Here is a 12049-nt window from a genome sequence, read left to right on the forward strand (position 1 = left end):
TAGGGCGCGCATGTAAAACGGTTGAAACGGTTACGCTCCTCGATCAGCCAACGGCGTGAACTTCGTTGAGTCTATGGATACCTGCGGTGCCGGTCATTCCATCCCAGTTGTCGCCCCGTCCCTCGCGCCAGCCATTGATCCATGCCTGGCGCACCGACGGTAGGGTGAAGGGGCAAAGCTCCCGGGATTTGCCGGTGACTCCGTATTGGTAGCCACGTGAAAATGCTCTTTCCAACGGATCACGCTTAAGTCTTCTCATAGGGTACTGCCCTCATTTGTTGACTGTAATGTCCCGTCGACCTCGTTGAGGTCGGGCAGATTCTTTCTGCCGGTGTGCGCTCGCTGCCGGCGTGGCGAGCAGAAGTGTCGTACCGTTGCGGTCACGACCTGAGTTGAGTTCTAACCAATGGGGCGAAGCGTGTGAACGAACGAATTGTCATAAGCACGTAACCTTTCCATGGGTGAGGGGATAAGTAAAAAATTGCGTCAGAGGCAGATCTCGGGTAAAGCCAACTATCATCAGGAGTTACCCGGCCTTTGCAGCAAAAGGCCATCGCCGCGAAGGTTTTCCGGCGCTGACCGACTAAACGACGAAGGGTCGCATTCGCATCCTTCAGCAACAGAATTTTTCGTTCTGCCTGGCGATCAAAGCCTTTTTGCTGTCCGCGAAAAGGCATCGCGGGTGGCCCGGCATATCGGGTTTGTACTTATCGTACAAAGCCAGTGCCACTCGGGTGCTTGCGGAAGGCACCCGATCAAACTCTGGAGAGCGATGCGTTCGCTTCTTCACTACAAGGCTGGACTTGACCCATGTCGGACCGTTTCGAACTCTACCTCACCTGTCCCAAAGGCCTGGAAGGCCTGCTTGCCGATGAGGCCCGCGGCCTCGGCCTGGAGGATGTGCGCGAGCACACCTCGGCCCTGCGCGGCTCGGCCGATATGGAAACCGCCTACCGGTTGTGCCTCTGGTCGCGCCTGGCCAACCGTGTGCTGCTGGTGCTCAAGCGCTTCGATATGAAGAACGCCGACGACCTGTACGACGGCGTCCATGACGTTGACTGGCAGGAGCACCTGGACGCCGCCGGCACCCTGGCCGTGGAGTTCAGCGGCCACGGTTCGGGCATCGACAACACCCACTTCGGTGCCCTCAAGGTCAAGGACGCCATCGTCGACAAGCTGCGCAACGCCCAGGGCGAGCGGCCGTCGATCGACAAGCTCAACCCGGACCTGCGCGTGCACCTGCGCCTGGAGCGTGGCGAGGCCATCCTGTCCCTCGACCTGTCCGGCCACAGCCTGCACCAGCGCGGCTACCGCCTGCAGCAGGGCGCCGCGCCGCTCAAGGAAAACCTCGCTGCCGCCGTGCTGATCCGCGCCGGCTGGCCGCGCATCGCCGCCGAGGGCGGAGCCCTGGCCGACCCGATGTGCGGTGTCGGGACCTTCCTCGTCGAAGCGGCGATGATCGCCGCCGATATCGCGCCCAACCTCAAGCGCGAGCGCTGGGGCTTCACCTCCTGGCTCGGCCACGTGCCGGCGCTGTGGCGCAAGGTCCATGACGAAGCCCGCGCCCGTGCCGAAGCCGGCCTGGCCCGGCCGCCGCTGTGGATCCGCGGTTACGAAGCCGATCCGCGCCTGATCCAGCCGGGGCGCAACAACGTCGAGCGCGCCGGGCTGAGCGATTGGGTCAAGATCTACCAGGGCGAAGTCGGTACCTTCGAGCCGCGCCCGGACCAGAACCAGAAAGGCCTGGTGATCAGCAACCCGCCCTACGGCGAGCGCCTTGGCGACGAAGCCAGCCTGCTCTACCTCTACCAGAACCTTGGCGAGCGCCTGCGCCAGGCCTGTCTCGGCTGGGAAGCGGCGGTGTTCACAGGTGCCCCGGACCTGGGCAAGCGCATGGGCATTCGCAGCCATAAGCAATATGCGTTCTGGAACGGCGCCTTGCCGTGCAAGCTGCTGCTGATCAAGGTGCAACCGGACCAGTTCGTAACCGGCGAGCGCCGCAGCGCCGAGCGCAACCAGGACCAGGAGCGCCCGGCCCAGGCCGCTGCTGCCGAGCCGGCGCGCCTGAGCGAAGGCGGGCAGATGTTCGCCAACCGCCTGCAAAAGAACCTCAAGCAACTGGGCAAGTGGGCCAAGCGCGAGCACATCACCTGCTACCGCCTGTATGACGCCGACATGCCCGAGTACGCCCTGGCTGTCGATCTCTACCAGGGCTGGGTGCATGTGCAGGAATACGCCGCACCGCGTTCGGTCGATCCGGAAAAGGCCCAGGCCCGGTTGTTCGATGCGCTGGCGGCCATCCCGCAGGCGCTGGGCGTGGATCAGAGCAAGGTGGTGGTCAAGCGCCGCGAGCGGCAGAGCGGCACCCGCCAGTACGAGCGGCAGAACAGCCAGGGACAATTCCTCGAAGTCAGCGAAGGCGGGGTCAAGCTGCTGGTCAACCTGACCGACTACCTGGACACCGGCCTGTTCCTCGACCACCGCCCGATGCGCATGCGCATCCAGCGCGAGGCCGCCGGCAAGCGCTTCCTCAACCTGTTCTGCTACACCGCCACGGCCAGCGTGCACGCAGCCAAGGGCGGCGCGCGCAGCACCACCAGCGTCGACCTGTCGAAAACCTACCTGGACTGGGCGCGGCGCAACCTGTCGCTCAATGGCTACTCGGACAAGAACCGCCTGGAGCAGGGCGATGTGATGGCCTGGCTGCAGGGCAACCGCGAGCAGTACGACCTGATCTTCATCGACCCGCCGACCTTCTCCAACTCCAAGCGCATGGAAGGGGTGTTCGACGTGCAGCGCGACCACGTGCAGCTGCTCGACCTGGCCATGGCCCGCCTGGCGCCGGGCGGCGTGCTGTACTTCTCCAACAACTTCCGCAAGTTCCAGCTCGACGAGCACCTGCAGGCGCGTTACGCCGTCGAGGAAATCAGCGCCACCACCCTGGACCCGGATTTTGCACGCAACAGCAAGATCCATCGGGCCTGGCGCATCCAGGCCCGGTGATCCGAATGACGACCGAGGGGCTCTCGCGAGTGTGGCGACTGGCTATTATTGAAGAGAGCCCTGAGAGCCGTTACCGGCTGGCGTCCTGAGTGCTTGCCCATGTCGAAGCCGAAAATGCTCGGTTTTATCAGCGAAGAAGTGTCCGCCTGGCTGGTGGCCTTCGTCGCCCTGGTGGTTGGCGGCCTGCTGACCGCCTTGCTCGCGCTCGCCGCCAGCAAGCTTTCCCAGCAGCAACTGACGCAGCGTTTCGAGTTGCTCGCCAACGAGCGCTATAGCCGCATCGAAGAGCGCATGGAAGACCAGGTGCAACGCCTGGACAGCCTGCGCCGGTTCTTCGTCTACGCCCAGGAAATCACCCGCGACGAATTCGACGGCTATGTCGGCCCTTTGCTGCACCGCTCCCAGGCGTACTCCTGGGCGCCACGGGTCAGCGCGGAGCAACGCGCGGGTTTCGAGCGCCAGGGGCGCAGGCTGTTCGGCCAGGACTTCAGCATCCGTGAAGTCGGTGAGGGCGGGGTGCTGCAACCGTCGCCGGCGCGGCCCCTGTACTATCCGGTGCTGTTCAGCCAGACCCTCAGCCAGTTGCCTCCGCCGCTGGGCTTCGACCTGCTGTCCCAGCCGCTGCGTCGCGACACCGTGCAACGCGCCAGCACCCCCGGTTCCATGGCCGCCTCCGCGCCACTCGACCTGATCGGCGTGGCGCCGGCCTATACCCGCGGCATGCTGATGGTTGCGCCGGTGTTTGCCGCCGGTGCCAGCGGCGGGGAACCCAAGGGCTATGTAATGGCGGTGCTGAGCATGCGCCAGTTGATGGCCGACGGCCTGCCCAGTGCCGCCGAGGACAACCTGGTGGTGCGGATTCTCGATCTGTCGTCGCCGTCGGGGCCGGAATCGCTGTTCGAATCGGGCAACCAGGCTGCCGAATCATCGTTGCAGGTGCGCAAGGTCCTGCATCTGGCCGACCGTACCTATCAATTGGATATGTCTCCCAGTCAGGAATTTCTTCAGGACAATCGCTCCTCGGCCATGGGCGTGGCCTTCGTCGGCGGCCTGCTGAGCCTGTTGCTCAGCGCCTTGCTGTTCAGCCTGTTCAGCCAGCGGCAGCGCGCCCTGACCCTGGTGGAGCAGCGCACCGCCGAGCTGCGCATCAGTGAGCAAAGCCTGCGCGATACCCACAACCAACTGCGCAGCGTCCTCGATGCTGCCACCCAGGTCGCGATCATCGCCACCGACCTGCACGGGGTGATCAGCACCTTCAATGCCGGTGCCGAGCGCATGCTGGGCTACAGCGCCGCCGAGGCGCTGGGCAAGCTGACCCTGGAAAGCCTGCTGCTGCCCGAGGAAGTCCAGGAGCGCGCGCGCTCCATGAGCCTGCGTTTCGGCCGGGAGATCAGCGGCAGCCAGGCCCTGCTGGGCGATGACGTGTCTCCGGCGGACCAGGAACCGGGCGAATGGACGCTGCGGCGCAAGGACGGCAGCCTGCTGCCAGCGAACATGCTGGTGACCGCAGTGCTGGATGAATACGGCCTATGGGTCGGGCACCTGGCGATCTGCATCGACATCACCGAGCGCAAGCGCGTGCACGAGGCGCTGGAAGCGCGCGATCGCCTGCTGGAGAAACTCACGGCCCAGGTGCCAGGCGGCATCTATCAGTTCCGTCTCGATCCCGATGGCCGTTCCTGCTTCAGCTATTCCAGCGAGGGGCTGCGGGACATCTACGAGGTCGAGCCCGAGTTGCTCAGGCAGGACGCAACCACGGTGTTCGAGCGGATCCATCCCGATGACCTGGTGCGGGTGCGCAGCTCGATCCGCGACTCCGCCGCGCAACTCACGCCCTGGCGCGAGGAATACCGGGTCAACCTGCCCAAGGCCGGCGTGCGCTGGGTGCGCGGCGAAGCGACGCCGGAGCGGCTGGCCAATGGCGGGACCCTGTGGCACGGCTATCTCACCGACATCTCCGATCTGAAACGGGTCGAAGAGGAACTGCGCGCGCTGTCTGTCACCGACTCGCTGACCGGCATCCACAACCGCCGCTATTTCCAGGAGCGACTCAAGGCCGAACTGGAGCGTGCGCAGCGCGGTGGCCAGGACCTGGCGGTGATCATGCTGGATATCGACCACTTCAAGCAGATCAACGACCACTTCGGCCATGCGGTGGGCGACCTGGTATTGCAGAGCCTGTGCCAGCGCATCAGCAACCGGCTGCGGCGTACCGATGTGTTCTGTCGGTTGGGCGGGGAGGAGTTCATGGTGTTGTGCCCGGGCAGCAATGCCAGCCAGGCGCACTCGCTGGCGCTGGAGTTGTGGCAGGGCGTGCGCAGCGTGCCGGTGGAGGGAGTAGGGCGGGTGACTGCGAGCTTCGGTGTGGCCGGCTGGCGACCGGGGGAAGGGGCTGATGCCTTGCTGCTGCGGGCTGATTCGGGTGTCTATGCGGCCAAGCAGGGCGGGCGGGACCGGGTCGAGGCCGAGCAGCCCTGATCTTTATTGCTCATACCGGCCTCATCGCCGGCAACGCCGGCTCCCACAGGTTTGGCGGTGTATTCGATACTTGTGGGAGCCGGCGTTGCCGGCGATGAGGCCATCAGCAACAGCGAAAAACCTCAGGGCTGGCTTGCCAGTGCCGCCTTCGGCTGCTTGTACAGCTCCAGCAATACCTGGTCCAGCACCGCCGAAGCCCCCCAGGGGCGTGGGTCGTTCAGGATCGCCGTGACCGCCCAGGTGGTGCCGTTGCTGTCACGGCTGAACCCGGCGATCGCCCGTACGGTGTTCAGGGTGCCGGTCTTGATATGCGCTTCCCCGGCCATCGCCGTGCGCTTCAGACGCTTGCGCATGGTGCCGTCCATGCCGGTCAACGGCAGCGAGCTGATGAACTCGGCGGCGTACGGGCTCTTCCAGGCGGCCTGCAACATGGTCGCCATTTCCCGTGCACTGACCCGCTCGGCACGGGACAGCCCGGAGCCGTTCTCCATCACCAGGTGCGAGGCGATGATGCCTTTCTTCGCCATCCATTGCCGCACCACCCGCTGCGCGGCGCGGGCGTCGTCACCGTCGGCATCGGTGCGGTAGCGCGCGCCAAGGCTGAGGAACAGTTGCTGGGCCATGGTGTTGTTACTGTACTTGTTGATGTCGCGGATGATCTCTACGAGGTCCGGCGAGAAGGCGCGAGCCAGCAGGCGCGCGTTCTTTGGCACTTCCTCGACCCGGTTGCGGCCCTGGATGGTACCGCCCAGCTCGCTCCAGATCGCCCGCACCGCGCCGGCGGCGTAGGTCGGGTGGTCGAGCAGCGACAGGTAGGTCTGCGAGTTGCACCCTTCGGCGAGCTGGCCGGTTACGGTCACGCTGACGCCGTCGGCCTGTTGCACCGGGTTGTAGCGCACATCGCCCGTGCATTGCTTGCCGGCCACGGCCTTGACCTGGTTGTCGATGCGGATGCTGGCGATCGGCGGCTCCACCGAAACCAGGACCCGGCCACCGTCATTGCGGGCAACGAAGCGCAGCGCCTTGAGGTTGACCAGCAGCGAGTCGGGCTTGACCAGGAACGGCTTGTTCTCGTCGCCACCGTCATCGTTGAACTGCGGCAGTTGCGGCTGGATGAAATGGCTGCGGTCGAGGACCAGGTCGCCGGTGATGGTCTGCACGCCGTTGGCCCGCAGGTCGCGCATCAGCAACCAGAGTTTTTCCATGTTCAGCTTGGGGTCGCCGCCGCCCTTGAGGTACAGGTTGCCGTTGAGCACGCCGTTGCTCAGCGGCCCGTCGGCATAGAACTCGGTTTTCCATTGGTAGGTAGGGCCGAGCATTTCCAGGGCGGCGTAGGTAGTGACCAGCTTCATGGTCGAGGCCGGGTTGACCGAGACGTCGGCATTGAAAATGGTCGGGGTGCCCGGGCCGTTGAGCGGGATCATCACCAGGGACAGGGCGGAATCGTCGAGCTTGTTGGCCTTGAGCGCCTGCTGCACCTTGGGCGGCAGGCTGGAATTGGCGGGTGCGGCGGATGCCGGCAAGGCGAAGGGCAGAAGCAGGCCGGCGAACAACAGCGAACGAAGGGATGGGGTCATAAGCACTGGAACCCTGCACGCAGAAGGGTGAATTGAAACGGGGCTTTACAAGATGATGGCCCCGACTGGCAAAAATGATAGCGCGCATTATGCCCCAAGCCTGTGCCGGTGTGCGTTGCGATACGCATGCCTGCTGCGGTTTTGTCGGGTTTTCCCGGGCATAAGGAAGGCGAAACTGGTAAAGTGCGCGGCGTTATTACTCAAGAGGATTGTTTCATGGCTACCAACCGTTCCCGCCGTCTGCGCAAAAAGCTCTGTGTAGACGAATTCCAGGAACTGGGTTTCGAGCTGAACCTGGGCTTCAAGGAAGACCTGAGCGATGAAGCCATCGACGCCTTCCTCGATGCATTCCTGGCCGAAGCCATGGATGCCAACGGCCTGGACTATGTTGGCGGTGACGATTTCGGCCTGGTCTGCCTGGCCAAGCGTGGCTCGGTCAGCGAAGAGCAGCGCGCTGCCGTCGAAGCCTGGCTGAAGGGCCGCAGCGAACTGACCAGCATCGAGGTCGGCCCGCTGGTCGACGCCTGGTACCCGGAAAAGCCGATCAACAAGGCCTGATGAACGTAGCGCGGCAGCCCATGGGCTGCCGCGCTGCTTTTCAGCTCTTGTCTTCCCCGCCAGCGTTCGCTGGCCCCGGCAGATTCCCCAGGGTCTGGCGCAGTGTCTGGTCGACCCTGCGCATCTGCCGCAGCACCTGCCGCTTGCGGCGCCTGAGCACCGGCTCGGGGGCATAGCGTGCACAGACTTCCTCGAGTTTTTCACAGGCCAGGATCAATTCCTCGGCCTGGACGATGCGCGCCACTCCGAGAATCTGGTGCGCGACGCTTTTCAGTTGTTGCGGGTCGCCGTGGGTGTCGGTGGCGATGAGCCGCTGCTGGTCATCGGGGCTGCTGCGCAGCAGGGTCTCCAGCAGGCGCCGCAGTTCCTGCGGACAATCGCCGATGATCGGTTGCAGGCCGGTCAGGTCGATCAAGGCCGGCGCCTTGTGCAAGGTTACGCCGGCCAGGCGTTGACCCAGGGTGTGCAAGCCGATGGGCTTGAGCAGGCAATCGTCCATGCCGGCCTGCAGGCAGTGTTCGCGGACTTCCGGCTGGGCGTTGGCGGTGTAGCCGAGGATGATGCAGGCGGGGCGTTGCCGACGTTTTTCTTCCTCGCGTACGGCCCGGGTGAACTCATAGCCGTTCATGCCGGGCATGTTGCAATCGACGATCAACACATCGAAGCGAGCTTCGCGCCAGAGCGCCAGGGCCTCTTCGCCGTTGTCCAGGCAGCGGTAGTGCACGCCGAGGAATTCCAGTTGCTGGGCCACCAGTTGCAGATTGGCAGGATGGTCGTCCACCACCATGACCCTGAGGCTGGCGCTGGGCATGGGCGGCGCTGCTTCGCCGGGTTGCGCTTCGGCGCTTTCCGGCAGGCTGCGCAGGGGCAGGGTGACACGGATCTCGGTGCCCTCGCCGGGTTTGCTGAACAGGCTCAGCCTGCCGCCCATCATTTCGCACAGGCTGCGGCTGATCACCAGGCCCAGGCCAGTACCGCTGCGTGCCTGGGCGCTGTCCGGCTCGACCTGGACGAAGGGCTGGAACAGGCGCTGCTGGTCTTCCGCCGAGATACCGACGCCGGTATCGCACACCGACAGTTCCAATTGCAGGTCGTGCCGCCCATTGTCGCCGCCCTCGGGCAGACTGGACAGGACGAGGTCGATCCTGACCTGGCCCCAAGTGGTGAACTTGATGGCGTTGCTGACCAGGTTGGAGAGGATCTGCCTGACCCGCAGCGGATCGAGCAATACGTCGCGGTTGGCGCTGCGCGAGATGGTCAGCTTCAGCTCCAGGCCTTTTTCCCGCGCCATGCCGTCGAATACTTCGCCCACTGACTGTACCAGGTGCGCCGGGTTGGCCCGCTCCGGGCTGAGATTGAGATGACCCGACTCGATGCGCGCGATATCGAGGATATCGCCGATGAGCGCCAGCAGGTCGCGGGCGGAGCGGTAGGCGACCTCGATCGCGGCATGCTCCCTTTGCGGATCGCCGGTGCGCTTGAGGGCCAGTTCCAGCATGCCGATCAGGGCGTTCATCGGCGTGCGGATTTCATGGCTCATGGTTGCCAGGAACACGCTTTTCGCACGGTTGGCCGCGTCGGCCTGTTCCTTGGCCAGGCGCAGGTCGTGGATCAGCTGGCGGCGTTCGCTGATGTCCAGCCAGCCGCCGATGATGCCCTTCACCTCGCCCAAGGAGTCACGGTAGGGCAGCACCCAATGGTAGATGGTCTGCTCGGTGTCCTTGAGCATCAGCGGACGATCGACGATCAACGGCCTGCCCTCGTTCATCACCCGCAGGTAATCGGCCTGGATCTTGCGCGCATCCTCGGTGACGCCCAGGGGCGCGTCGTGGATCGACTTGCCGAGCACGGCGTCCAGTTCCACGCCGAGGGCCTGCAGGTAACTGTCGTTGCAGGTCTGCAGCAGGCCGTGGCGATCGCGCACATAGATGGGATGGGGGGTACCGTTGACCATGGCCCGCATGAATTCGAGCTGGTCGTTGAGCGCTCGCTCGGCGGCCTCGCGCTGCTTGATCTGGCGGCGCATCCAGGCATTCCAGGCCAGTGACAGCAGCAACAGGACCACGGTGCCGAGAATGATCTTGAGAATGCTCTGCTGATGGCTTTGCCAGTACGAGTAGGAGCCGCCGCTGTAGCCACGCCAACGGCCATTGATGATGCCCATTTCCTCGGGAACGATGCTGGTCAGGGCCTTGTCGAGGATCGATGCCAGCTCGGGGTTGTTGCGTGAAGTGGCCAGGGAGAAGGTCGCCGGTATGTCGCTGACGGTGGCGCGTATCACCAGATGGCGCTGGGTGGTGAGGTTGAAGTTGGCGTTGATCAGGGCCATGACCATGCCATCCACCTGGCGATTGCGCAGCATGCTGGCGGCCGCAGCGGTGTCTTCGGTGGAGACCAGCTGGATGTCCGGGTAGCGTTGGCGGATGCCTTCGTTGAGCAGGTTGCCGCGGCTCACGGCCAGGCGCCGACCTTGCAGTTCCTCCAGGGAGCCGGGGGCGTCCTTGCCTTCGCGGGTCACCAGGACATAGGAGTTCTCCAGGTACGGACGGCTGATATGCAGCGCCGCTTCCCGTTCCGGGCTGCTGGAAATGGCTGCGATCAATTCGGCGTGGCCATGCTGCACCTGGTCGATCATGTCGCTGATGCCATTGCTGCGCGTGATTTCGAAATGCAGGCCGGTGCGCAGGCGGATGAGTTCCAGCAGATCGGCGGCGATCCCCCGCAGGTTGCCGGAGCGGTCGAAGAAGGTCAGGGGCGCGGCATGCTCGTCCACCGTGACCCGTACCACCGGATTCTTCGCCAGCCACTGTTCTTCGCTGGGTGACAATTGCAGCTTGCGGTCGGTGAGCAGGATGCTGCTGCCGGCGCTCCAGCGCTGGAAGATACTGGCGCGGGTGGTGCTGGTCACGGCTTCGAGGATCTTGTTGATCAAGGTCAGCAGCACCTGGTTGCCCTGTTGCACGGCAAAGCCGAAGCCGGTGGCTTCGTGCTTGGCGAAATTGGCCATCTTGAGGTTGCGCAGGTGACTCTGGTTGAGCAGGTAGTGGGTCGACAGGGTGTCGCCGAGGAACACGTCGGCCTGGTCGAAGGCGACTGCATTGAGCGCGTTATGGTACGAGCTGTAGGTGCGGATGCTGGCGTAGGGGTAGGTGGCGCGCACGTCGGCCAGCGGCAGGTAATGCTCGATCATGCTCAGGCGCAGGTTCTTCAGGCCGGTGTCCAGCGGCCGGGTCTCGTTTTCCCGGGTCACCAGAACCGGCTGGTCTTCGGCGTAGGGCTGGGACAGGGCGACGCCCGGCACGGCGAGATCGTAGCTGTTGGCGCTGCCGAGCAGGTCGATCCGGCCTGCGAGCAGGGCCTGGAGTGCCAGGTCGCGGCTGGCGAAGCGCTTGATCCTCACCGGCAGCCCGAGGGTTGCGCCGAGCAGGCCGGCGTAGTCGGCGGTGACCCCTTCATAGTCGCGGCCGCTGGCGGTCATGTCGAACGGCGGGTAGTCCGGCGCCGAGACGCCCAGTACCAGCTCGTGCCGGTTATGCAGCCAGGCCTGCTGGGCAGGCGTCAGGGCGATCCGCAAGGGCACCTGGGCGCTGCGGCTGAAGAGTTTGAGCGTGTCGTCCGGCGGTGTAGTCGCCTGCGCGCGTTCGAGGCAGAGCCCGAGCAGCAGGCCGAGCAGGAGCGCCTTGCCAAGCATGCGTGCATTCATACCAGTTCGTTGCGTTTGGCCATTTCGATAAGTTCCACCAGCGAGCGCGCCTTGAGTTTTTGCATCAGGCGTTTCTTGTAGGTACTCACCGTCTTGTTGCTCAGGAACATGCCTTCGGCGATTTCCTTGTTGCTTCGGCCCTGGGCGAAAAGTTGCAGGACCATCAACTCGCGGTCATTGACCGATTTGAAGCGTTCTATTTCCTCGGGGGTTTCAATCTGCTGGCGCAACGGGCTGATGGCCTGGCTGGGAAAATAGTTATAGCCGGAAAGTACCGCGCGAATGGCACTTAGCAGTTCGCTCAGGTCTTCCTGTTTGCACACATAGCCGCAGGCGCCGGAGAGCATGCAGCGGATGGCGAACAGTGCCGGCGATTGTGCGGTGAGCACCAGGATCTTCAGCGACAGCGACATGGTATTGAAGCGCGACAGCACTTCCAGGCCGTCCAGGCGGGGAATGCCGATATCGAGGATGACCAGGTCGGGCGGGCTTTCGCGGACCATCTGCATGGCGTCGACCCCGTTATCGGACTCGCCGGCGATCCGGTAGCCTTCGTTCTCCAGCAGCATTCGCAGGGCCAGGCGAATGACAGGATGGTCATCGACAATAAAAACAGAGTGCATGCTCAATCTTCCAAAGGAATGCTTATTGAAGCGGCACCATAGCCCAGATGAGAAGCCTGCACATAAAATGAGTGAGGGTCGGCTTTAATATAGGAATTTTCCTACTT

General features: G+C 64.1%; 7 protein-coding genes. 3 read left to right on the plus strand and 4 right to left on the minus strand.

Annotation, left to right across the window (positions count from 1 at the left end; all coding sequences use genetic code 11):
* Window positions 1–43 precede the first annotated feature (43 nt).
* Complete coding sequence (gene rmf, locus ACPFMA_RS08650; RefSeq protein WP_009404525.1) at window positions 44–259, minus strand: ribosome modulation factor; 216 nt, start codon at window positions 257–259, stop codon at window positions 44–46.
* A 551-nt stretch (window positions 260–810) separates the two neighbouring features.
* Between rmf and rlmKL the strand changes: the two genes are divergently transcribed.
* Both rlmKL and ACPFMA_RS08660 read left to right on the plus strand, forming a co-directional pair.
* Entirely contained in the window at window positions 811–3003 is a 2193-nt protein-coding gene (gene rlmKL, locus ACPFMA_RS08655; RefSeq protein WP_420059395.1) for a bifunctional 23S rRNA (guanine(2069)-N(7))-methyltransferase RlmK/23S rRNA (guanine(2445)-N(2))-methyltransferase RlmL, read from the plus strand.
* Between the two features lie 99 nt (window positions 3004–3102).
* Window positions 3103–5481: a sensor domain-containing diguanylate cyclase gene (locus ACPFMA_RS08660; protein WP_425929990.1), complete on the plus strand. Its 2379-nt coding sequence runs from the start codon at window positions 3103–3105 to the stop codon at window positions 5479–5481.
* Window positions 5482–5603: 122 nt separating this feature from the next.
* Here the strand turns inward: ACPFMA_RS08660 and dacB are convergent, their stop codons facing one another.
* Window positions 5604–7058 (minus strand): D-alanyl-D-alanine carboxypeptidase/D-alanyl-D-alanine endopeptidase, encoded by a 1455-nt coding sequence (dacB, locus tag ACPFMA_RS08665; protein WP_009404531.1) that lies wholly within the window; start codon window positions 7056–7058, stop codon window positions 5604–5606.
* Window positions 7059–7274: 216 nt separating this feature from the next.
* Between dacB and ACPFMA_RS08670 the strand changes: the two genes are divergently transcribed.
* The gene (locus ACPFMA_RS08670) at window positions 7275–7616 is read left to right on the plus strand and encodes a YggL family protein (RefSeq protein WP_009404533.1); all 342 of its coding nucleotides are present in this window, start codon (window positions 7275–7277) and stop codon (window positions 7614–7616) included.
* A 40-nt stretch (window positions 7617–7656) separates the two neighbouring features.
* Here ACPFMA_RS08670 and ACPFMA_RS08675 read toward each other — a convergent pair whose 3' ends face one another.
* Window positions 7657–11319: a transporter substrate-binding domain-containing protein gene (locus ACPFMA_RS08675; protein WP_425929991.1), complete on the minus strand. Its 3663-nt coding sequence runs from the start codon at window positions 11317–11319 to the stop codon at window positions 7657–7659.
* Entirely contained in the window at window positions 11316–11942 is a 627-nt protein-coding gene (locus tag ACPFMA_RS08680; RefSeq protein WP_009404540.1) for a response regulator transcription factor, read from the minus strand. The genes ACPFMA_RS08675 and ACPFMA_RS08680 overlap by 4 nt, the downstream gene beginning before the upstream one ends.
* Window positions 11943–12049 lie beyond the last annotated feature (107 nt).

The sequence above is a fragment of the Pseudomonas sp. NyZ201 genome, assembly GCF_049860765.1.
Taxonomy (GTDB): Bacteria; Pseudomonadota; Gammaproteobacteria; order Pseudomonadales; family Pseudomonadaceae; genus Aquipseudomonas; species Aquipseudomonas bharatica.

Bases quoted from the DNA above. Each gene is read 5' to 3' on its own strand.
- ACPFMA_RS08660 (WP_425929990.1), top strand. From the start codon at position 3,103: ATGTCGAAGCCGAAAATGCTCGGTTTTATCAGCGAAGAAGTGTCCGCC.
- ACPFMA_RS08670 (WP_009404533.1), top strand. From the start codon at position 7,275: ATGGCTACCAACCGTTCCCGCCGTCTGCGCAAAAAGCTCTGTGTAGAC.
- ACPFMA_RS08675 (WP_425929991.1), bottom strand. From the start codon at position 11,319: ATGAATGCACGCATGCTTGGCAAGGCGCTCCTGCTCGGCCTGCTGCTC.
- ACPFMA_RS08680 (WP_009404540.1), bottom strand. From the start codon at position 11,942: ATGCACTCTGTTTTTATTGTCGATGACCATCCTGTCATTCGCCTGGCC.
- rlmKL (WP_420059395.1), top strand. From the start codon at position 811: ATGTCGGACCGTTTCGAACTCTACCTCACCTGTCCCAAAGGCCTGGAA.
- dacB (WP_009404531.1), bottom strand. From the start codon at position 7,058: ATGACCCCATCCCTTCGTTCGCTGTTGTTCGCCGGCCTGCTTCTGCCC.
- rmf (WP_009404525.1), bottom strand. From the start codon at position 259: ATGAGAAGACTTAAGCGTGATCCGTTGGAAAGAGCATTTTCACGTGGC.